Annotated in this window: 22 protein-coding genes; 1 reads left to right on the top strand and 21 read right to left on the bottom strand. The window is 71.8% G+C overall.

All coding sequences use genetic code 11. The annotated features are described in order from the left end of the window. Positions 1-3 precede the first annotated feature (3 nt). The 16 genes from ACFZDE_RS09025 to ACFZDE_RS08950 form a co-directional block, all read right to left on the bottom strand. Entirely contained in the window at positions 4-1,611 is a 1,608-nt protein-coding gene (locus ACFZDE_RS09025; protein WP_391198687.1) for an FAD-dependent monooxygenase, read from the bottom strand. Between the two features lie 81 nt (positions 1,612-1,692). Further along, positions 1,693-2,655, bottom strand: a complete 963-nt coding sequence (locus tag ACFZDE_RS09020; RefSeq protein ID WP_391198684.1) for a GNAT family N-acetyltransferase — start codon at positions 2,653-2,655, stop codon at positions 1,693-1,695. Positions 2,656-2,771: 116 nt separating this feature from the next. Continuing rightward, positions 2,772-2,978, bottom strand: coding sequence for a ferredoxin (locus ACFZDE_RS09015; protein WP_391198682.1), 207 nt, complete (start codon positions 2,976-2,978; stop codon positions 2,772-2,774). Positions 2,979-2,984: 6 nt separating this feature from the next. Further along, positions 2,985-4,238, bottom strand: coding sequence for a cytochrome P450 (locus tag ACFZDE_RS09010; RefSeq protein ID WP_391198679.1), 1,254 nt, complete (start codon positions 4,236-4,238; stop codon positions 2,985-2,987). A 64-nt stretch (positions 4,239-4,302) separates the two neighbouring features. After that, positions 4,303-5,076, bottom strand: a complete 774-nt coding sequence (locus ACFZDE_RS09005) for an SDR family oxidoreductase (protein ID WP_391198677.1) — start codon at positions 5,074-5,076, stop codon at positions 4,303-4,305. Further along, positions 5,073-6,515 (bottom strand): FAD-binding protein, encoded by a 1,443-nt coding sequence (locus tag ACFZDE_RS09000; protein ID WP_391198674.1) that lies wholly within the window; start codon positions 6,513-6,515, stop codon positions 5,073-5,075. The genes ACFZDE_RS09005 and ACFZDE_RS09000 overlap by 4 nt, the downstream gene beginning before the upstream one ends. 61 nt (positions 6,516-6,576) lie before the next feature. Next, a complete protein-coding gene (locus tag ACFZDE_RS08995; protein WP_390997559.1) occupies positions 6,577-6,945 on the bottom strand; it encodes a hypothetical protein in 369 nt (122 codons plus the stop codon). A gap of 122 nt (positions 6,946-7,067) precedes the next feature. Next, complete coding sequence (locus ACFZDE_RS08990; protein ID WP_391198671.1) at positions 7,068-7,262, bottom strand: acyl-CoA carboxylase epsilon subunit; 195 nt, start codon at positions 7,260-7,262, stop codon at positions 7,068-7,070. Between the two features lie 20 nt (positions 7,263-7,282). Then, positions 7,283-8,851 (bottom strand): carboxyl transferase domain-containing protein, encoded by a 1,569-nt coding sequence (locus tag ACFZDE_RS08985; protein WP_391198670.1) that lies wholly within the window; start codon positions 8,849-8,851, stop codon positions 7,283-7,285. Beyond that, on the bottom strand, positions 8,848-9,006 hold the full coding sequence (locus ACFZDE_RS08980; RefSeq protein ID WP_391198943.1) for a DUF6059 family protein: 159 nt from the start codon (positions 9,004-9,006) through the stop codon (positions 8,848-8,850). The genes ACFZDE_RS08985 and ACFZDE_RS08980 overlap by 4 nt, the downstream gene beginning before the upstream one ends. Before the next feature lie 203 nt (positions 9,007-9,209). Beyond that, a complete protein-coding gene (locus tag ACFZDE_RS08975; protein WP_391198667.1) occupies positions 9,210-10,115 on the bottom strand; it encodes a 4'-phosphopantetheinyl transferase superfamily protein in 906 nt (301 codons plus the stop codon). Beyond that, complete coding sequence (locus tag ACFZDE_RS08970) at positions 10,112-12,022, bottom strand: acyl-CoA dehydrogenase (protein WP_391198664.1); 1,911 nt, start codon at positions 12,020-12,022, stop codon at positions 10,112-10,114. The genes ACFZDE_RS08975 and ACFZDE_RS08970 overlap by 4 nt, the downstream gene beginning before the upstream one ends. After that, positions 12,019-12,975: an SRPBCC family protein gene (locus ACFZDE_RS08965; protein ID WP_391198663.1), complete on the bottom strand. Its 957-nt coding sequence runs from the start codon at positions 12,973-12,975 to the stop codon at positions 12,019-12,021. Before ACFZDE_RS08965 ends, ACFZDE_RS08970 begins: the two co-directional genes overlap by 4 nt. A 167-nt stretch (positions 12,976-13,142) precedes the next feature. Beyond that, a complete protein-coding gene (locus ACFZDE_RS08960) occupies positions 13,143-13,409 on the bottom strand; it encodes a phosphopantetheine-binding protein (RefSeq protein ID WP_127359016.1) in 267 nt (88 codons plus the stop codon). A gap of 98 nt (positions 13,410-13,507) precedes the next feature. Further along, positions 13,508-14,248: an alpha/beta fold hydrolase gene (locus ACFZDE_RS08955; protein ID WP_391198660.1), complete on the bottom strand. Its 741-nt coding sequence runs from the start codon at positions 14,246-14,248 to the stop codon at positions 13,508-13,510. Between the two features lie 127 nt (positions 14,249-14,375). After that, positions 14,376-15,197: a BTAD domain-containing putative transcriptional regulator gene (locus tag ACFZDE_RS08950; protein ID WP_391198658.1), complete on the bottom strand. Its 822-nt coding sequence runs from the start codon at positions 15,195-15,197 to the stop codon at positions 14,376-14,378. 654 nt (positions 15,198-15,851) lie between these two features. Between ACFZDE_RS08950 and ACFZDE_RS08945 the strand changes: the two genes are divergently transcribed. Continuing rightward, entirely contained in the window at positions 15,852-16,835 is a 984-nt protein-coding gene (locus tag ACFZDE_RS08945; protein ID WP_391198656.1) for a ScbA/BarX family gamma-butyrolactone biosynthesis protein, read from the top strand. Between the two features lie 200 nt (positions 16,836-17,035). Here ACFZDE_RS08945 and ACFZDE_RS08940 read toward each other — a convergent pair whose 3' ends face one another. The 5 genes from ACFZDE_RS08940 to ACFZDE_RS08920 all read right to left on the bottom strand — a co-directional run bounded on the left by ACFZDE_RS08940 (position 17,036) and on the right by ACFZDE_RS08920 (position 21,320). Then, a complete protein-coding gene (locus ACFZDE_RS08940) occupies positions 17,036-17,899 on the bottom strand; it encodes a BTAD domain-containing putative transcriptional regulator (protein WP_391198655.1) in 864 nt (287 codons plus the stop codon). Between the two features lie 262 nt (positions 17,900-18,161). Beyond that, a complete protein-coding gene (locus ACFZDE_RS08935; protein WP_391198652.1) occupies positions 18,162-18,752 on the bottom strand; it encodes a ScbR family autoregulator-binding transcription factor in 591 nt (196 codons plus the stop codon). Between the two features lie 199 nt (positions 18,753-18,951). Continuing rightward, a complete protein-coding gene (locus ACFZDE_RS08930; RefSeq protein WP_390997528.1) occupies positions 18,952-19,620 on the bottom strand; it encodes a ScbR family autoregulator-binding transcription factor in 669 nt (222 codons plus the stop codon). 190 nt (positions 19,621-19,810) lie between these two features. After that, complete coding sequence (locus tag ACFZDE_RS08925) at positions 19,811-20,581, bottom strand: glucose 1-dehydrogenase (protein ID WP_391198649.1); 771 nt, start codon at positions 20,579-20,581, stop codon at positions 19,811-19,813. After that, positions 20,571-21,320, bottom strand: coding sequence for an HAD family phosphatase (locus tag ACFZDE_RS08920; protein WP_391198646.1), 750 nt, complete (start codon positions 21,318-21,320; stop codon positions 20,571-20,573). The genes ACFZDE_RS08925 and ACFZDE_RS08920 overlap by 11 nt, the downstream gene beginning before the upstream one ends. Between the last annotated feature and the right edge of the window lie 113 nt (positions 21,321-21,433).

Raw genomic sequence — 21,433 nt, 5'->3', positions numbered from 1 at the left:
CCCTCAGAGGTCCAGGATCCGGCGCAGCGCCGCGACGAGCGCCGCGCGCCGGCCCTCGGCCGGTCCACCGCCGGCGCTCCGCCAGGCGACGATCCCGTCCGGGCGCACCAGGACCGCGCCGTCGGCGCGCACCCCGTACGCGGCGGCCCAGCGGCCCCCGGAACCAGCCGGCGTGCCGGCCTCGGCGGTCGCGCCGACGTGGTGGAAGGCGAGTGCGACGCCGGCCTCCGTGGCCGCCTGCGCGGCCGCCTCGGCCCAGGCACCGCCGTCCGGCCCGGCCAACAGCACGAACCCGCGGCCGAACAGGTCGAGGGTGGCCACGCCGTCCGGCTCCAGCACCACGTACGGGGCGCGGGTGCCGGGCTCGCCGCGCAGCGCGCGCGGGTCGGAGGTCAGCGGCGGCCGTGCCGCCCCGGTGTCGGGGACGAACGCGCCCGAGCGATAGGCCTGACCCATCGTCACGGTCATCGCGTCGTCGGTGGCGGCCCGCTGCTCCTCGGTCGCGGTGCCCGAGCGCATGGCCAGTTGCAGTGAGCCCTGCCCGGCGGTGTACACGCCCACCGGCCGGCGCTCCTCGTCATAGGTCTTCAGCAGGCCGGGGCCCGCGCTCCCGTCGAGCACCAGGGCCAGCTTCCAGGCCAGGTTGAAGGCGTCCGCGATACCGGTGTTGGCCCCGTACCCGCCGGTGGGCGGGATCTGGTGGGCGGCGTCGCCGGCGATCAGCACCCGCCCCTGGACGAAGGTCCCGGCCACCAGCTCGGCCATGTCCCAGGGGAAGCGGGAGCGGACGGTGACCTCGACCTCGTCCGAGCCGATCGCCGCGGAGACCAGCTCGGCGCAGCGCGCGTCGGTGAAGTCCTCCAGGCTCTCGCCCTCGCCGGGGTCGTAGCCGACGATCAGGGTGCCCTCGGTGAGGGTGTCGTCGTGCACCAGGATGCCGGTGACCGTGTCGTTCTTGACGTGGACGACGCTGTAGCGGCGGTCGCCGAGCACCGCCCGGAAGTCTGCGCCGAAGGCGATGCTGACGTGCCGGGAGAGCACGCCCCGGCCCTCGCGCTCGATGCCGAGGGACTCGCGCACCGTGCTGCGCGGCCCGTCGGCGGCCACCAGATAGCGGGCCCGCAGGGTGCTCTCGGCGCCCTCGATGTCCCTGAGGACGGCGGTGACCCCGTCGCCGTCCTGCTCGAAGGAGACCAACTCGGTGCCGAACCGCAGATCGGCGCCGAGCTTCTCGGCCCGGGCGCGCAGGATCGGCTCCAGCCGGTCCTGCGGCAGCAGCAGCAACGAGGAGGGGGTCAGGTCGGACAGCTCGTCCCCGCCCTCCAGCTCCTCCTTGCTGAAGAGGACCTCGCCGGCGAGCGAGACGACCCCGGCGCGGGTCTTGTGCTTCTCGAATCCGGACGCGGCCTCCTTGGCGGCCCCCTCGACCCCGACCGTGCGCAGGAGTTCGGCGGTGCGCGGGTAGTAGCCGACCGCGCGGGGGTGGATCGAGGTGCCCGGGTGCCGCTCGACGACGGTGCAGGGCACGTTGTGATGTGCGAGGAACACCGCGGTGGACAGGCCGACGAGGCTGCCGCCGACGATCAGTACAGGTGTGTCGCTGGTAGTCACAAAGAACCCCTCTCGCGGTTGCCATCTGCCGCGGATCGTGGCAGTGGCCGGTGGATCCGAACTCGAACGCGGCTGGTGTGCTCAGACCTTCAGGGAGTACGTGGACCAGGAGCTGTCGGCCCTGAACCCCAGGCGCCGGTTGAGGGCGGTGGCGGCGTCGTCGCGCACGTCGTTCCAGGCCTGCACCAGAGCCAGTTCGCGGTTCTCGCGGGCGGCCCGGGCCAGCAGGTCCGCCTTGAGCCAGGTGCCCAGTCCCCGGCGGCGCCGGGAGGCGAGCACCAGCGTCTCGCCCGCGTCCGCCATCGGGCTGTCGCGGACGAAGAGCGTGGCGTACCCGGCGACCTCGCCGGAGTCGTCGTCCACGACGGCGGTCACGTACTGCCGGTGTCCGGCCCGCCCCGCCTCGGCCTCGCGCGCCCGTACGTCGTCGCCGGTGGGGGCCCGCATCCGTGCCTGGCCGTTGGCCGGGGTGTCGAGGGTGCTCCAGGCGCGGGCGTAGGAGGCGAGGAGCGCGTCCGGGCAGCGGTCGGTCCACCGCACCAGGTGGTGGCCGGGCACGGCGCGGGCGGCGAGTTCGTCGAGTGCGGTGCGGGCGGGGCCCCTGAGGAAGAGGCGGTTGCGCAGGCTGGTGCCGCGCAGCCGGGCACCGCGGGTGGCGGCGAACGCCTCGGCGGCGGGGGTGTGCGGGGCGTCGACCACGAGGTGGCTGCGTCCCCTGCCGCGCAGTTCGGCGCGGGCGGCGTCGACCAGGGCGGTGCCGGCGCCGCGGCCGCGGAACGAGGGGAAGACCCACAGCGAGCCGTGTCCGGGGCCGCCGGGGTCGCCGAGGTCGAGGCCCAGCTTGGCGCAGGCCACGGGCCGGTCGCCGTCGAAGACCGCCAGGACGATCCGGTCGGCGCCGTGCCGGCGCTGCATCAGCCGGGCCAGCAGGGCCTGTGACACCGGCGGGTCATCGGGCAGTGCGTGGCTCATCGTCTCCTGAAAGCCCGGAAGGAGCAGGGCGATCGTCGCCGGGTCGTCGCCGTCGAGGCTGCGAATGTCCATGGCTTCCTTCTGGTGGGGCCGGTGGATGAGAAAGGGCGGGTCCGGGCAGGGCGCCGCACCGCCTCTGCCCGGACCCGCCGGGGGCCCGGCGGGAGCGCGCGCTCCCGCCGGGGCGCTTACGCCTCTCCCGCCTCGGTGAGTGTGATGGCCTGCACCGGGCAGGCCCGTACGGCCTCGCGCAGACCCGGGGGCTCGCCGTCGGCGGTCTCGCTGCCCGGGATCACGGTGGAGAAGCCGTCCTCGTCCTGCTCGAACACGGAGGGCACGGCGACGGCGCACTGGGCGGAGCCGATGCACCGGCCGGTGTCGATGGAGATACGCACGGCGGACTACCAGGTGACGGGGAGTTCGGAGACTCCCTGAAGGACGAACGGGGCGTTGACGGGCACCTGGTCGGCGGGGATCGCCAGCCGCAGCGTGGGCACCCGGCGCAAGAGGGTGGCCAGGGCGATCTCCATCTCGGCGCGGGCCAGGTTCTGGCCGATGCACTGGTGGATGCCGTAGCCGAAGCCGACGTGGCGGCCGGCCGGCCGGAAGATGTCCAGGTCGTCGGGGCGGCCGAAGGACTCCGGGTCACGGTTCATCAGCATCGTCGACAGGATCACCCCGTCACCGGCCTCGATGAGGTGCCCCTCGATCTCGATGGGCTCCTTGGCCACCCGCATCAGCATGTCGCCGATGGAGGCGAAGCGCATCAGCTCGTCCACGGCCCGGGGCATCAGGGACTCGTCGGCGCGCAGCGCCGCCAACTGCTCCGGGTGGGCCAGCAGCGCCATCGTGGACAGCGCGATCATGTTCGACGTGGTCTCGTGCCCGGAGACCAGCAGGACGGTGGCGAGCATCGCCAGCTCCTGCCGGTCGACCTTGCCCTCCTCCATCTGACGTGCGATCAGCTCGTCGAGCAGGGTGTCGCCCGGCTCGGCCTGCTTGCGGCTGATCAGGTCGTCCAGATAGGCGAGGATCTCGGTGAACGCCTGCTGCGCCTGGGCGGCCTGCTCGGGGCCGGAGGAGGACAGCACGTGCCGGGAGCGCTCGTCGAAGTAGCTGTGGTCCTCGTAGGGGACGCCCAGCAGTTCGCAGATGACGGCGGACGGCATCGGCAGCGCGTACTCCGTCAGCAGGTCGACCGTGGTGCCCGGGCCCTTGGCCAGCATCGTGTCGAGGAGATCGTCGGCGTACCGCTGGATGGCCGGGCGCAGCGCGTTGATCTGCCGGACGCCGAAGCTGGGCAGCACCATGCGGCGCTGGCGGGCGTGCACCGGGTCGTCGACGCCGACCAGCGGGGGCGCGGCGGCCTGCCGGCGCTGGGCCTCGATCCGAGGCGCGAGCAGCGGGAAGTCGGGGTCCAGGACGTCCGAGGAGAGCCGGGGGTCCGGGAACAGCTTGCGGCCGAGTTCGTTGCCGGTCACCAGCCAGACGACCCGGCCGTTCCAGAGGGTGACCCGGGAGATCGGGCCCTTCTCCCGCAACTGCTCGTACCCGGGTGGCATCTGGTACGGGCAGCCCCGCTTGATCGGGTAGGCGGGGGCGTCCTCGTTCCCGTCCTTGAGCGTCTTCGGCGGCGTGTCGAGTGTGTCGGTCATGGGTTCTCCCGGGTCGGCGGCCGGTGGGCGGCGAGGGGGTGACGGTCGGAGGGTGGGGCGGCTCTCACAGGCCGCCGGTGACGCGCAGCGCCTCGCCGTGGACGTTGCCGTTGGCGGCGGAGCCCAGGAAGACGATGGTGCGCGCCACGTCGTCGGGGGTGTTCATCCGGCCCGACGGCAGGGACGCGGCCTTGTTCTCCAGGAAGGCGGGCGAGGCGTGGGCGAGGACGTTCTCGGTGAGGGACTGGCCCGGGACGACGAGGTTCACCAGGATCCCGGCGGGCCCCAGTTCCCAGGCGAGGCTGCGGACCAGCCCGTACAGACCGGCCTTGGCCGCGCCGTAGGCGCCCGCGCCGATCATGCCGGTGTCCGCGAGGCCGGCGCCGACCAGCACGACGCGACCCCAGTCACGGTCGCGCATATGAGGCAGGGCGGCCTGCACGGTGTGGAAGACGGCGTCCAGGCCGGTGCGCAGGACGCGCTGCCACTGCTGCGCCGGGACGTCCTCGAAGGCGGGCATCCGCCGGCCGGGGCGCGGGATCGCATCCCCCCACTCGACGGCGTTGGCGACCAGGACGTCGATGCCACCCCACTCGGCGACGACCGCGGCGACGGCAGTGCGGGCGGAGTCCTCGTCGGCGAGGTCGTAGCGCACCACGAGGGGGGTGCCCCCGGCGGCGGCGACCTGGTCGGCCGTCTCCTTCGCACCCGCCTCGTCGCGGTGGTAGGTGATCGCGGCGCGCGCTCCCTCCGCCGCGTACGCGAGGGCCGTGGCCCGGCCGATGCCCCGGGAGGCGCCGGTGACGAGCACTGCCTTGTCCGTGAGTCCGGTCTTCATCGTCCTGCCTTCGTCGTCCGGTGGGCACCGTCCGCTGCGGTGCCGATGCTCTGGCCGTGCCGGAAGAAGCCGTCGGGGTCGTAGGCCCGCTTGACGGTGCGCAGCCGGGCGGCGTTCTCCGCGTAGTGGTCGCTCTCCCACCGCTCCGGCACCCGGGAGCTGGGGAAGTTGATGTACGAGCCGGTGGCGAGCGGGGCGAGGGCGGCGCCGCACCGGTCGGCCCAGGCGTCGAGTTCAGCCGGGCGCCGGACCGCCGCATCCTCGTCGCGGCTGGCGATCTGGAAGCCCGTCAGGAACTGGGCGTCGCGGTGCGGGTACGCGGTCTCGGTGCGGTCCACGCGGTTGGCGGCGCCGCCGAGCGCGATGCACAGCAGATAGCGCTCGTGGTCCAGGTCCGGGTTCCAGGCCCGCAGCAGGCCGTCCGCCTCGGCACGGGTGGCGGGCCGGCCGGTGAGCCGGTAGGCCTGACGGGTGTAGGGGTGGCGGTGTCCGACGGCGTCGGGGTGGGTGCCGGTGCGGTGGCACTGCTGGACGGTCTTGGAGCCGCACAACGCCTCGTGCATGACGTCGGCGTACCGCCCGGGCCTGCCGACCTCGCGGTGCAGGGGTGTGCCGCCGGTGCGCTCGGTCAGCTCGTCCAGGGCCCGTTCGAGGTCCTCGGGCGCGCCGTGGTGCACGCCCCAGATCTTGATGACCGGCTTGCCCCCGGGGCCGAAGACGCCGGGCAGTACGACGAGGGAGGTGCCGAGGTCGTCGGACGCCTCGGCGGCCCAGGCCTGCCAGGCGACCAGCACGTCGGTGGCGTCCTCGTACGGCCACAGCGTCTCGAAGCCGGTCAGCCGCGGGGCGTCCACCGGGAGCAGCTCGAATTCGGTGACGATCCCGAAGTTGCCGCCGCCACCGCCGCGCAGCGCCCAGTACAGGTCGGGGTGCTCGTCCGCGGAGGCGCGTACGGTCCGGCCGTCGGCGAGCACGACGTGGGCGGAGACGATCCGGTCGCTGCCGACGCCGAACCTGCGGGTCTGCCAGCCGAGTCCGCCGCCCGTCAGGAAGCCGCCCTGGCTGACGGTGGGGAAGGTACCGGTGATGATCTGGCGGCCCAGCGGCGCCAGGATGTCGAGGGCGTCGAGCGACTGGACGCCGGCGCCGATGCGGACGGTGGGGCCGTCGGTGACGGCGTGGTTCATCCGGGACAGGTCGATGACCAGGCCGGTTCCGGTCGACCAGCCGTTGAAGCTGTGCCCGGCGCCGCGGATGTGCGCCGCGAGGCCGCTCTCCCGGGCGTGGCGTACGCAGGTGACGACGTCGTCGACGGACTCGCAGTAGGCGATGGCGTGCGGGGTGACGGTGTCGTACTCGGTGTTCTGGAGCTGTCGGGCGAGCGGGTACCCCGGATCCGACGGGAGAACGAGTTCACCCTTGAGTTCGACGCTTGGCATGGGGCTTCTTCCTCCGTGACGTCCCGATCCGGGGCACCGGCGTAGGCGCTCGACGGCCGGTCTACTTGTCGATGCCGAACTTGCGGGCGATGACGCGGTTGCCTTCGTGGCCGCGCAGCAACTCCCCCGTCGGCGAGTAGAAGTTGCCGCCGCCGACGCCCTCCCAGTGGTCGTCGGAGAGGAACTCGCCGGTCACGTGGACATGGGCCTCGCCGACGTGCTCGCCCTCGGGGCTCACGGCGAGGATGTGGAAGTTGTAGGTGAAGGAGTCCGGCCCGGTGGACTCCCAGTTGCCCAGGCCGATGTTCTTGGCGTTGACCTGGTAGCAGGTGACGCCGCCGTCACCCGAGAAGGACGCCAGTCCGAACACGGACCTGCCGTCGTCCACCAGCTCCGTGGTCCAGGTTCCGACAAGCCTTGCGTCGGTCATGGCGATACTCCAGACGTGGTTTTCGTGTGTGTCGTGTGTCGTCATCACGGTGCCGCCCCCTGCTGGAGCGGCGCTTGAACAGCCCTGCACCGCGCGTGGGGGCAGCACGGCATGGGCCCGGGTCATCTGGCGCGCCAAGTCCCGGCCGCGACATAGGGGTTGGGATGGTCACGACGCGGCCAGCCGGTGCCGGCGTTCGCCCGCTGCGCCGGTTCCCCGGCGTCGGCCTGCCGTGCCAGCAGGGCCGTCAGGACCACGGTGAGGGCGGCGGTCTCCTCGGCCGAGGGGCTGCCGCCGGTGATCTGCCAGGCGCTCATCTCTGTCGTCCCCCCGCCCGTCACACCGGCGGGTTGCCGTGCTTGCGGGCCGGGGTGTCCGCGTACTTGGTACGCAGCATCGCGAGCGCACCGATCAGAGCCGAGCGGGTCTCGGCGGGGGCGATGACGTCGTCCACCAGACCACGCTCGGCGGCGTAGTAGGGGTGCATCAGCTCGGACTGGTATTCCTTGATCTTCCGCGCCCGTACGGCGTCGGGGTCGTCCGCGGCGGCGATCTCCCTGCGGAAGATGACGTTGGCGGCGCCCTCGGCCCCCATGACGGCGATCTCATTGCCGGGCCAGGCCAGCGACACGTCCGCGCCGATGGACCGCGAGTCCATGACGATGTACGCGCCGCCGTACGCCTTGCGCAGGATCAGCTGGACCCGCGGAACCGTCGCGTTGCAGTAGGCGTACAGCAGTTTGGCGCCGTGCCGGATGATCCCGCCGTGCTCCTGGTCCACGCCCGGCAGGAAGCCGGGTACGTCCACCAGGGTCACCAGGGGGATGCAGAAGGCGTCGCAGAACTGCACGAAGCGCGCGGCCTTTTCGCTGGCGTGGATGTCGAGGACCCCGGCGAAGGCGGACGGCTGGTTGGCCACCACGCCCGTGACATGCCCGTCGAGACGCACCAGCGCGCACACCACGTTGGTCGCCCAGCCGGGCTGCACCTCGAAGTACTCCCCGTCGTCGACGATCTCCTCGATGACCGCGCGGATGTCGTACGCCTGGTTGGGGTTGGCCGGGACGATCTCACGCAGGCTCTCGGTCGGCCGGCCGGCCGGGTCCCGCGACGGGTGACTCGGCGCCGTCTCACGGTTGTTGGACGGCAGCAGGGACAGCAGATACCGCACGTCCTCCAGGCAGGCGGCCTCGTCGTCGTAGGCGAACGCCGCGACGCCGGAGACGGTGGCGTGGACGTCGGCACCGCCGAGCCCGTTCTGGGTGATCTCCTCGCCGGTGACGGCCTTGACCACGTCCGGCCCGGTGATGAACATCTGCGAGGTCTCGCGCACCATGAACACGAAGTCCGTCAGCGCCGGAGAGTAGGCGGCGCCGCCCGCGCAGGGGCCGAGCATCACGGAGATCTGCGGGATGACGCCCGAGGCCTTCGTGTTGCGCTGGAAGATGCCCCCGTAGCCGGCCAGTGCCGTGACGCCCTCCTGGATACGGGCACCGGCGCCGTCGTTGAGGGAGACCAGGGGGGCACCGGCCGCCAGCGCCAGATCCATCACCTTGTGGATCTTGGCCGCGTGGGCCTCGCCGAGGGCGCCGCCGAAGATACGGAAGTCGTGCGCGTAGACGAAGACGGTACGGCCGTGCACGGTGCCCCAGCCGGTGATCACACCGTCGGTGTAGGGCCGCTTGGCCTCCAGCCCGAACCCGGTCGCGCGGTGCCGCCGCAACGCCTCGATCTCCTGGAACGAGCCCTCGTCCAGCAGGAGGCCGACGCGTTCGCGGGCGGTCAGCTTGCCCTTGGCGTGCTGCCGTGCGGTGGCCTGTTCGCCGGGGCCGGCGGCCGCCCGCGCCTTGATCTCGGCGAGTTCGGTCAGCCGGTCAGGTACCGGACCCTCGGTGGCGATGCTCATTCGGTGTCCTCCGGGTGCGACAGCGAGCGTGCAAGGTTCCGTTCGACGGCGCTGAGCGGGATGTCGGGGCGCAGGCGCTCGGGGTGTCCCGGCGGGGGTGTATGCAGGGGCGCTTCCTGCCCCGGCTCCTCAGGAGGGGGGATGTGGACCCACATGGCGCCCGCCGCCACCAGCGACCGGAAGACGGCTCGCGCCAACGCGGTGGTTATCGACCAGGCATCCACGAGTCCCCCGTCACCGAGGACGTCCCTGTCAGCAACGGCATGACCGTCCTCCTCACTTCCCGATACGCGTGTCGAACTCGCCCACCTTCACAGGAGGGCCTCAACGGCACTTGGAGGTGCGCTCGAGAACCGGTTCACTCCCCGGGCAGCAACTGCGCGACGAGGTTCAGGGAGCTCTCGTACGCCATGGCCCGCTCGGCCTCCCCGGGCGTCGCGCCCCGGGGCCGGTCGTAGTGGGCGACGGCGACCCGATAGCGCTCCAGGGCCCGGTACGTGCCGAACGTCCAGGCTCCGGGTTCCGCGAGGCCGCCCTCCGGTGTGAGCAGCCCGTCGCCCGGGCCGGGGAACTCGCCCCCGGCGCCCGGGGGGAATCCGAACTCGTCGAACCTCAGCCGCAGTCCCTGCCCGAGCGCCTTGGTGTACGCCTCCTTCAGCGTCCACAGACGCAGCAGGGCCGCGGTCTGCCGCGGGACGTCCAGACCGTTCAGGAGGGCCCGTTCGGCGGGGGTGCACATCCGTCGGCGCAGCACGTCCACGCTCAGTGCGCGCGAGAGCGGTTCGGCGTCGACACCGATGCGCCCTTCGCGGCTGATGCCGACGACGATGAGCTCTCCGGTGTGGGACAGCCCCACGTCGACGTGCCCGAGCCCACGCAGATGGGGCCGCCCGCCGGTCTTGTAGGCGAGGTCGAATTCGGCGGGGTCGAGTTCGGTGGGGTCGAGTTCGGTGGGGTCGAGTTCGGTGGGGTCGAGTTCGGTGGGGTAGGTGCCCAGCGCGGCCGCCGCCGTGTGCTTGAGCACCAGCCGCGCGGCGGCGAACCGGTCGCGCGCCCGGGGGTCGGCGGTACGCCGGTATCGCGGCCAGTCACGGCCGAGCAGCAGGCACAGCCGGGCCCCGGTGCCGACGGCGTCCAGCCACGGCGCCCGGGTGGTGACCACCACCGCGTTGCCGCGGCGGCGCATCCCCTCCCGCACCTCGTCCCACGGTCCGGCCGGTCCCGCCACGTGCACGGGCGGGGTGATGCGCGGCCCCGGCGTCATCTGTACGGCTCCTGCCGGGCGCCCGGCGCGAGCGCGATGCCGTCCAGGTCGAGGCCACGCCCGGTGCGGTGGCGGCGCAGCAGTTCGTCGAGGACGCCGGTCACACAGTCCCGGGGCAGGTCCGGCAGCGCGAGCCCCAGCCGGTGGCCGAGCCGGGACAGGGCGAGAACGGCCCAGTCGTCGCCGGCGAGGAAGGGGTCGTCGCCCTCCTGCCCTTCCCGGACGGCGAGAACGGCGGCGGCCGCGACGACGAGCCCATACCGGTCACTCAGACCCCGGGCCACGGGCCCGGCCAGGAGTTGCCCGGGCTTGCGGGGCAGGGCTTCGCCGGGCCCGTGGGGCGGGGCTTGGCCGGGCGGGGCTTGGTCGGGGCCGTCAGGCGCGCCGGGGTCGTCGCCCGGCAGCCGGGCGCACTGGTCGCGCAGTAGTCGTAGTTCCGAGCTGAAGGCCTGTGCCATCCGTGCGAGCAGCGTGGTGCGGCCACCGCCGCGGCCCGGTCGGCTGAGCCTTTCGGCGGCCCCGGGCAGGGAGGCCGCGAGGAAGTCCCCACCGCCGGGGAACGTGAGCGCCCGGTGGTCCAGCGGCGGCAGTTGAGCGTGGGCGCGGAACAGCGCGGTGGGCGGTTCCTCCTCGGCGAACCAGGAGTGTCGTGCGAGGCCGCGCAGTTGAGGCACGATGACCGCCTGACAGGCGGCGGCGCCCTCGCGGCCGAGGCCCGCGGCCGGCAGGTCCCGCACCAGTTTCGCCAGGATGCCGTGCAGCGGGTCGTCAGCGGGCCGACGGTGCGAGCCGAGCACGGCGGACAGTTCCTCCAGGCCGTCCTGGAGCAGGGTGGACACCGCGTAGGTCGCGGCGGCCGTCGGCGCGGAGGCCCGGCCGGGCAGCGCTCCGGCCGCGCGCAGGCAGGTGGTGGTCACGGCGTCGCAGACGAGCAGGTCGGCGAAGACTCCGGCCAGCGGCCGGTGCCAGCGGTCGGCCGGGTGCCCGCGCCGTCCGTCGGTGGCCGCGTCCACCGCGGACCGCAGCACCGGGTCGAGGGCCGCCGTCATGGCACCGGCGACCAGGCAGCGGTTGACCTGGGTGACACGCAGCGCCAGGGCGGCCCCCTCCCCATGGGCGCCCACGAGGGTGTCGTCGGGGACCGGGCACTCCGCGAACGCGAGACCCGAGAAGAGTGCTCCGCGCATCCCCTCGGTCGCCACGCGCGGCAGCCGGTGGACCCGCCCGGCGGGCAGTCGCGCGGGGTCCACCAGCAGCGCGGAGTGGGTGCGGGCGCCGGTGTCGGCGGTGCGGGCGTGGACCAGGAAGACGTCCGCTCGGGCCGCGTCCGGGACGACGGCCTCGCCGCCGCCGAGGAGCAGACCCCGGCCGTCGGCGCGGCGCCGGGCGGTGATCTGCCCGCGTCGCGCCCCGCCCTCCGGGGCGAGCCCCGGACGCACCACGGTGGCGCGTCCGCCGCTCAACAACAACCGGGACATGGCGCGTTGCTGCTCGGCGCTTCCGGCGGCCCAGACCGCGGACGCGGCGAACAGCGAGGTGAGGCCGGCGGCGAAACCGAGCGCCACGTCGCGCCGGAACACCGGCCGCAGGACCTTCAGGAGCAGGTCGGCCCGGGTCAGGGTGCCGCCGTGCCCGGAGGGGACGAACTCGGCTGCGAACCCGGCCTCGGCGAGGAGCCGTTCGGTGGCCCACGCGGGCCTGCGATCCAGCGCGGCACCGACGAACGCCGCGAAGCCGTGCGCGTTGGCCGGGTCGTACGGGTCTCCGAGCAGGGCGTCCAGACGAGCGGCACGGCGCAGGGCGTCGGTGACCGCCGCGTCGACGTCAAGAGCGAGCGTGCTCCGGTCGGCGGCACGCGACTGGGCGGCACGCGAGTGGGCGGCATGCGGCTGGGCAGTAGTGGTCATGACATTCCTGGAACCGGCAGCCCCAGTGCGTCGGCCGCGTCCTCCGCGTGCCTACGGGCGAGTCCGAGCAGCGCGGCGCTGTCCCGGGCGATGGTCTCGCGGACATGGCGGCGGGCGTCGGACAGATCGGCGCCCTCCCCCAGGACCCGGGCCACATCCCGTTCGTCCAGCACCACTTGGTGCCGGACGCGCACGCTCACTCCCGTCGGGTCGGGCTCCACCGACCATTCGCCGGTCTGCCCGGCGATCAGAGCGGGCGACTCGGTCAGGCTGTAGACGATGAGACCGGCAGCGGGGAAGCACAGGCGTACGGCGAGGCCCCGCTCGGCGTCCGCGGCGGCGGTGCGCACCAGCTGGACGCCGGGCACCTCCTCGTCCAGCCGGACCTCCCTCAGCCCCGGAATGCCGCCGGGCCAGGCGCCTGCCCGGTGCAGAAAGCCGTAGACCAGTTCGGCGGGTCCGTCGACGCGTACGGCGTGCTCGACGGTCACGACCAGTTCGTCGAGGACGGTCCAGCTCTCCGCGAGGCGCTTCAGGCCGGCCAATTGCCCACGGATCAGGGCGTCGTCGAGAGGGTCCGCCGGGAGGGGACCGTCCACCGCCGCGAACTCGCGCACCAGCGTCAGCGCCGAGGAACCGCCGGGCAACTGCTCGACGCTCCAGACGCCGAGCATCCCGTCCACGGCCCCCGGGCCCGCCTCGACGCGGAACTCGACACGGCGCGAGGCCGGATCGAGGGTGCGCCGGGTGACCCAGGACGTCATGCCGTCACGGTGCAGTGCCCAGATGCGCAGGCGCTGTTCGAGGCCTTTCAGGTCGAGTTGCTCCACGTACACGTCCGGGGCGCAGAACAGCGGCCAGCGCTGGGCGTCGGCGAGGAACCCGTAGACGACCCCGGCGGGTGCGGCCACCTCGATCCGATGCGATGTGCGGTGCACGACCGGTGCGGGCATCGGCGGTCTCCCCTTCTCGTTGCGGGCGACGACCGTATGCGCCACCCCTCGAGCGCCGCTTGAGCGGGAGTCGAGAGCGGTGCGCCCGGTCCGTTCGCACGCGCGCGAGGGGGCGGCTCGGGGGACGCCCCCACGCGTGCGAACGGGTACCCGGGGCGCACCATCGCTCAGGCGGCGCGGGAAGCGTCCGCGAGCACCTGGTTGACGACGTCGAGGTACTGGCGCGGGGTCTCCGCCTCCTCCAGGGCCTCCTCGTCGAGGGCGACGCCGTTGTCGCGCTCGATGGCGCCCGTGACCTGGAGCAGGGCCAGCGAGTCATAGTTGAGGTCGGAGAACGGAACGTCCAGGACATCGCCGTCCAGGTCGTAGGTGTCGCTGTCACCGGCGTTGGTGCGCAGCAGGACGACCAGATCCTTGATGTCGAGCGGTTGCATGGGCGACTCTCCCTTTTCTCTCGTGTCTCTCGTGCTTCTCGGGGCTCTCGTGCTTCCCGTGGTTCCCGGGTCTCTCGTGGTCGTCAGCGGCGCCCCGCTCACCCGGCAAGGCGCCGCACGACACGGATCGCACGCCCCAACAGGCGGGGCAGCGCGTCGTCCCGTACGAAGAAGTGGTCGCCGGCGACCGTGCGGGTCACCACCGGACCGGCGTTCCATCGGCGCCAGCCGTCGACCACGGAGGCCGGGGCCAGCGGGTCGCGGTCCCCGGAGACCGCGAGCAGCGGCACCGGCACCCGGCCGTCGAGGGCCGCGGTGCGCCGGGCCGCCACGCGCAGCGCGTGCGCCAGGCGCAGATCGTCGCGCAGCACGGGCAGCGACGCCCGGTGCCAGTAGTCACCCGGCACCGCGCCCTCGGGCACGGCCCCCATGGTGCGGAGCCGGTCCATCAGCGTGGCGTCGACGGTGTGACAGTCGTCGGACAGTTCGCTGGCCTGGTCCGGTGGCGGGCAGGCCCCGACCGCCAGCAGGGCCGGGAGCGGCAGGCCCCGCTCCCGCAGGGCCTGGGTGAGGGTGTGGGCCACCATGGCGCCCAGGCTGTGCCCGTACAGCACATACGTCCGGTCCGGCTCGGGCCTGACGCGTTCCAGCAGGTCGGCGACGAGTGCCGCCCGGTCCGTCAGACGCGGTTCACGCCGTCGGCCCTCCCGGCCCGGCAGCAGCACCGGCACCGTCTCGACGCCGGGACCCAGTGGGCGCGTCCACCCGCGGAAGGCGGAGACTCCGGCCCCTGCGTGTGCGAAGCAGTACAGCCGTACGGGTGCCGCTCGGTCCGCCATTGTCCGCCCCTCCTCGGCCCTGGTTCAGCGGGCACCGTCAGCCTCGCCGACGGTGCTAGAGGCGAGCTCGAAGCGGTCAGGACGAGGGACGGAGCCGGGTCGGAGCGGGGTCGGAGTCAGGTCGGAGTCAGGTCGTGTAGAGGTCGAAGGTCGAGGCCCGGCGGGGTCCCGCGGGGACGTCCAGGGCGGGGTCCACGCTCAGCATGGCCTGGTGCAGGCGCTGCAGTTGAGGCGACGGTTCCACACCGAGTTCCTCTATGAGACGCACCCGCAGCCTCCGGTAGACGTCGAGCGCCGCCGCCTGCCGGCCCGACCGGTACAGCGCCAGCATGGCCTGCGAATGCAGCCCCTCGTGCTGAGGGTGACGCGCGATGAGGTCCCTGAGCTCGGCGATCAGTTCGGTGTGCCGACCCAGCCGCAGTTCCGCGTCGATCCGCCGTTCCAGCACACCGAGTCTGCTCTCCTCCAGGCGGACGGTCTCGATCGACAGCAGCGATCCGACGCGTACGTCGACCAGGGCCGGGCCCTGCCAGAGGTCCAGCGCCTGGCGGAGGGTGTCCGCAGCGCGCGCGTCGTCACCGGCCTCGAACGCCGCCCGCCCCCCGGCCACGAGCTGCTCGTAGGCGTGCACGTCCACGCTCTCGGGCGGGATCTGCAGCACGTAGCCACCGTGCCGGGTGGCCAGGACGTCCTTGGCGTTGCGCGGGGAGTCGGGCCCCATGGCCGTGCCGAGCCGCCGGCGCAGCTGGAGGATGTAGGTCTGCAAAGTGGTCAGGGCACTGACCGGTGATTCGCCGCCCCAGATCTCCTCCATCAGCGTCGGTACCGGCATCACACGGCCCGGGTACAGCGCGAGCAGCGCCAGGATCTGCCGTGGCTTGCTCGCTGTCGGCGCGATCGGCACCCCACCGATCTCGGCACTGAGTGGACCCAGTATCTGAATCCTCATGTATCCGATCCCCCTTCGCGTCTACGTCTCCCCGAGCAAGTGTTCGAAGAGCGGGCGTACTGCTGAACCGTAACGGCCGGGGGGCGGCCGGGCGCGGTTCCTTGAGCCCTCGTCAAGCGGACTTCCGGCCGCTTCGGAACCGGCGGCAGGGTGGCGGTATAGCGTCCCGCGAGCGGCGCCGCCGCCCGGGCTGCCATGCGGAGCGGGGGACGACCCCGGCGCGGCGGGGGTCCGGGAACCTGAATGCCCACCCCTATCCACCCGCCGCCACAGAGCCGGCCGTTCGAGTTCCTCGCCCTCACGGCAGGTGACGCCGATTACAAACGAACCGTGCGGTTTTTACTTGCCTCGCCGATCGACGTGTTCGCCCCCTTCACCCCCGGGATTCCCTGCGCCGCCTGTGACCGGTTGGCCCCCGCTTTCCCCCAGGCCTCGGGAGGATCCTCAACATCCAGTGCGCCGCGCGGACCAACTGGGCGCCGAATAAGCGCACTTCACTCGACGTCAGAGCCGTACCTCTGGAGGTGCCGCATACCGAACCCGGAAACCGAACGCTTGACCGTACTTTTGCCAGGCTGCAATTGAGAACCAAACCGGTAGGTCCGTAACTTATGCGTTCGGACACGCATTCAGCGCAACCAACGGGGGATCGAGATGGCTTCGCTGCATACCCATGTTCCGGCGTCCGACGTTCCGGCGTCCGACGCTTCGCCGGTCGTTCCGGCGTCCGACGTTTCCGGGCTGACGACCACGGTCCCGAAGGAGTACGTCCACCGCGCGAGCCTGGCCGAGGTGTTCCTGACCCGGTGCACGAGGCAGAGCGAGAGTCACTTCGCGCTCCTCGGCCAGTGGCCCCGGGCGCACACCTTCTTCCAGGCCGCGGGCGGCGGCCGACACGACCCGCTGCTGACGGCCGAGACGTTCCGCCAGGCGGGCCTGTTCCTGGCCCACGCCGAACTCGGGGTGCCGCTGGGCCATCACTTCGTCATGTCGGACCTCTGGTTCAGCACCGAGCCCGACCGGCTGCGCATCGGCTCCACACCCACCGACATCGAGCTGAGCGCCGTATGCACGGACGTCACCCTGCGGGGCGGCCGGGCCGGCGGATTCCGCATGGAGCTGTCCATACGTCGCGACGGCACCGTCGTCGCCGTCGGCGGCGGCCGGTTCACCTGCGTCTCGTCCGCCGTCTACCGGCGACTGCGCGGCGATCGCCTCGGTTGCGACCTGAACGGCCGGCGTGGCCTGCCGCGCGCCACGATGCCACCGGCCACGGTCGGACGCGACCGGCCGGAGGACGTGGTCCTCTCCCCCACCGACCGGCCCAACCGCTGGCTGCTGGAACCGGATCCGGACCATCCGGTCCTGTTCGACCACGAGGGCGACCACTACCCGGGGATGGTCCTCCTGGAAGCCGCCCGGCAGGCCGCGTGCGGGCTCATGCGCCCCTACACGATCACCCCGTCCGCGATCTCCACCGTGTTCCACCGCTACGCGGAATTCGACGAGGCCTGCGTCATCGAGGCGACACCCGCCGATTCTCAAGAACCGGGCCTGATCGCCGTAGAGGTGACAGGCCATCAGGAAGGAAGGCAGATCTTCACGTCCCTGCTGACCGGCCCACTCGACTGCGCGTGACACCCGGCCGGATACGGGGATGCGGGGATGCCCGTATGCGGGGATGCGGGGATGCGGGGATGTAGGTGGGCGGGGATGTAGGTGGGCGGGAATGTAGGTATGCGGGGATGCGGGAATGACGAAGGCCCCTGCCGACGGAGTCGTCCGGCAGGGGCCAAGGGCCACTCACCCGGCGCCAGCGCGCCGGGGTCCTCCACGGTCTAGCAGGCCGTGCTGAGCCGCACACTCTGGCGGTCCTCGGCCGGTATGGCCGGGTTGCCGTTCTCACCGGCCGACAGGATGGAACGCTGCAACTTGCGCAGCCAGGCGGAGGGCTCAAGTCCCTTGCTCCGCACCAGGGTGTTGCGCAGCCGCTGATAAGCGTCGAGCGCCTCACCCCGGCGGCCGGACCGGTGCAGGGCAAGCATGTACTGGCCGCAGAGCGTCTCGTGCGTGGGGTAGCGCCTGATCAGCACAGTCAGCTCGGCGAGCAGGGACCGGTGCTGCCCCAGGCGCAGTTCGGCTTCGATGCGCTGGTCGAGCGCACACAGCCGGGTCTCCTCCAGCCGCTTGATCTCCGTGTCCAGCTGCTTGCCGGCCTGTACGTCGACCAGTGCGGGGCCGCTCCACAGCGCGAGCGCCTCCCGCAGGTTCCGTGCCGCCTCGGTGAAGTCACCGGCCTCCATGGCCCGGTATCCCACCTCGGAGAGCCGCTCGAAGTCCCTGATGTCGCTGGTGCCTTCGCAGCCGCCGGCGCCGTCGCCGTCGCCGTCGCCGCTGCGCAGGAGATAGCCGCCCGGGAGGGTCACCAGCACGTCCTTGGCGGTGCGCCCCTCGCCCTCCCCCGGCTTCTCCAGTGCCGCCGTGATCAGCTCGCGCAGCTGGAGGACGTACGTCTGGACGGTGGTCCGGGCGCTGCGCGGGGGGACCGCGTCCCACAGCTCTTCGATCAACGCGTCCACGGGGACCACTTGGTCCGCACGCACGGCCAGGAGAGCGAGAACCTGCCGGGCCTTGGGTGCGGTTGGCGTGATCGAGACCCCGTTCACCGAAACCGTCAATGTCCCCAGAATTCCAATGTGCACCGCCATGTCCCCCTGTCGCTGCCGGCTGTGCGGTCACCCGTCGAACCACGGGTCCCCAGTGACCGGCTCATCAAAAAACATTCCGGACGGTTTGTCAACGGAAGATCACGGGGACCGCATTCACGGGGCGAAGCCAGGTGGATCGCGGCTCTGACCTACCTAAATACGGAGAAACACCCCCATGAATGAGGCCGAAGAACGGCAGCAATGACTTGGCAAAGATAAATTTGCCCACCCATTAAAAACCAAACGGATGGGTTTCTCAGGCACACGGACATGCTTCGAGCTGAGGCAGCAGTACTTCCCAGAGCAGATTCAAGTGTTCCGGAGCCATCCACTCCGCATTCTTCGACGCCAGCACTTCCATTCCGGCCACCGCGATCACGATCACCGCCCCCGCCGCGCTCCGCGAGACCCCGGGCGCGAGTTCGGCCGACTCCTCGGCCCGCGCCAGCATGGCGTGCACCCACGCCTGCCAGCGGCCCCACAGATCGACACCGCTCTCCCGGGCGACCTCCGTGCCCAGCCGGAATCCCGCGCGCACGACCGCGTCGGTCGCGACGCTCCTCATCAGGGCGTAGGTGGCGTCGACGACGGTCTGCAACGACGTCACGCCCTGCCGCTCCTGGAGGCGCCGCAGGATGAGTTCGACCCGCGCCTCGGCCTCTTCCTCGATCGCCGTGGCGAGGTCGTCCTTGCTGTGGAAGTGAAAGTAGAGGGCCCCCTTGCTCACCCCGGCCGCATGGCTGATCGAGGGCAGCGAGGCGCGCGGAAAGCCCTCTCGCGTGAAGATCTCCGCTGCGGCCTGCCGCAGTGCCTCCCGGGTCTGGATCGCCCGCTCCTGCTTGGTCATCCACGCCTCCCCTGACATCTGACGACGACGGCCGGCGCGACCACCTCGTCCACCCCTCAGCTCACCTGCTGCTCGCGGTCAAGTTAGCAAACCGTTGCGACGGTTTTGAAAGTGCTTCAGCGAAACTGGACAGGGGATTGAACAGAGATGAGTTGGTGAATGAGTTTGGTGAATGAGCTGGTGAATGAACCGGCGGACGTCAGACGCCGGCGCCGGTCTCCGCCGTCACCGACAGGGCCGCCTTGGCCTCCGCCATGACACGGGCCCCCCGGTCGGGGGCGGTGTCGAGCCGGACCAGCACGGCGGGGGCGGTGATGGCCGGAAGGATGTGGTCGAACAGCTCGGACATGCGCAGGCTCAGATCGGCCCAGTCGGAAGCGGCCTGCGAGACGAACTGGACGCCGATCCAGGCACCGAGGAAGACCCTGGCCGTATTCTCCGGGACCACGTGCGGGAGGACCTCGCCACGGGTCTTGGCCTCGGCGAGGAACTGCGTCGTGAGGTCGGTCCAGGCGGGCCAGGCACTGCCGAAGACGTCACGGCCCTGGAGGTCGGCGGAGAGCCTCACACCGGCGAGGAGCAGGGGCTCGCGCGGCAGCCGCGCGGCGAGCGTCAGCCCGGCGTCCACCCACTCCTGCAGCTTGAGCTCACGGGGCAGGTGGTACTCACTGCTGATCTGCGCCTCGAGCACGCCCTGGGCGAGAGCCGCCTTGGAATCGAAGTGGAAGTACAGGGCGCCCTTGGTCACGTTGGCACGACTGTGGATCTCATTGATCGTGGCCGCCGCGTAACCGCGCTCGGCGAAGACGGACGCTGCTGCCTCGAGGACGGCACGGCGGGTCCGTAGACCGCGCTCCTGCTGAGCCACGGAACCCTCCAGAGAGACCGAACCAACCGAGACAGAACCAAACCGAACGGCACGTACTTTAGCGCACGACTACTCTCTCCCGGGCGGGATCGCCCCAGCCCCTGCCGGTGCCCTGCGCGGCGGCCCCTGCGCGGCGCCTGTGGAGGCGCCGCCCGCCTCACCGGAGTACGAACGCGGGAGTACGGAACTTCTACCAAGCGGTGCGCCCGCCGTCCACAGGAAGGCAGGATCCGGTGACGAACGAGGCACGGTCGCTGCACAGCCACGCCGCCGCCTCGGCCACCTCCTCGGGATCCGCCGCGCGTTGCTGCGGAGCGGAGCGGAAGGCTCGCTGCTCGGCCTCGGGATGCAGCGTGAACCACTGGTCCACCAGCTCGGAGCGGGTCAGGCCCGGGGCGATCGCGTTGACCCGGATCCCGTGCTGCGCGTACTCGACGGCGGCGGCCTTGGTCAGCCCGACGACGGCGTGCTTCGAGGCGATGTACGGGGCCGCGACCGACGTGGCGACGAGCCCCCCGACACTGCTGGTGTTGACGATGGAGCCGCCCCCGGTGGGCAGCATGGCCGCGATCTCGTGCCGCAGACAGTTCCAGACACCGGTCACATTGACGTCCATGACCCGCTGGTAGGCCTCGTCGTCGGTGAGGTGCAGCGGGGTCTTCTCGATACCGGTGCCCGCGTTGTTGAAGGCGGCGTCCAGCCGGCCGTGCCTGGAGACCGCGAAATCGACCATGGCCCGGACCTCGCCGGGGTCCGCCACATCGGCGGTGCAGAAGCTCGCCGTGGCGCCCTTGTCCCGCAGCTCGTCGACGAGGTCGCGCAGGCGGGCTTCGCGGCGGGCCGCGAGGACCACACCGGCTCCCTGCCGGGTGAAGACACGGGCCGCCGCGGCGCCGATGCCGCTGCTGGCTCCGGTGATGAGGATGATCTTCCCGGCCAGCGGCTCCCGTTCATCGCTCATCGCCGGCTCCTTCCCGTCGGGTCCCGGTGTGCACGGGAGACTCGGTGGTGTCCCACACGGCGCCGGTCGATGCCTCGTGGTCCAGGGTGCGCAGGAGGTCCTCGTCGATGTCGCCCAGCGCGCGGACCATGTGCCGTACGCCCGCCCTGGTCATGAGGCTGCGCTGGTACTCGGCCTCGGTGTCGGGATGCCCGATGAACGGCACGCCCAGGGACCGGGCGACCTCGGCCACCTTCGCCACGTCGTCGATGAAGACCGCTTGGTCGTACGCGAGTCCGAAGACGTCGCGGATGATCTCGTGGACGCCCGGCCGGAAACCGTCCGTGCACACATACCCGGGAGGGTCGAAGAGGCCTTCGAACCGACCGAGATGGCGATCGAAGTGGGTTCGCTCCAGCCCGCCGTAGCACACCACTTGGAGGCCCAAACCGCGCAGGAGCCGCAGCAGATCGCCCGCGCCGTCCAACACCCGCACCGGATGCCGTGCCAGGTACGCGTCCCGCCGGGCGAGGTAGTCGGCCACCAGTTGACGGGGCGTCACCTCCGTACCGGTCGCCTCGGCGAAGACTGCCGCGGCGGCGAGTTGAGGCTGGGAGAAGAGGGAGTACTCAACTTCTGCGGTGTACTCACCGCCGTGCTCGATCACCATCTCGCGGATCACCGGGCTGAAGGTGTCGTTGAGCAGGACGCCGTCGATGTTGACGGCTGCGAGACGCAGGTGCTTCAAGGCGGTGGACACGTCCATCCCCCACTTTCATTCTGCTCGGCGGACTCGGGGAGTGGACGAACACGTCAGGAGCGAGGTCGTCGCTACGACTACGACTACGAGACCAAGCCTTCGAGCATCACGGG

Source organism: Streptomyces sp. NPDC007929 (assembly GCF_042959065.1).
In the GTDB taxonomy this organism is placed as follows: Bacteria; Actinomycetota; Actinomycetes; order Streptomycetales; family Streptomycetaceae; genus Streptomyces.
Note: the sequence above shows the minus strand (reverse complement) of the source record. Positions and strands in the feature narration are given on the sequence as shown.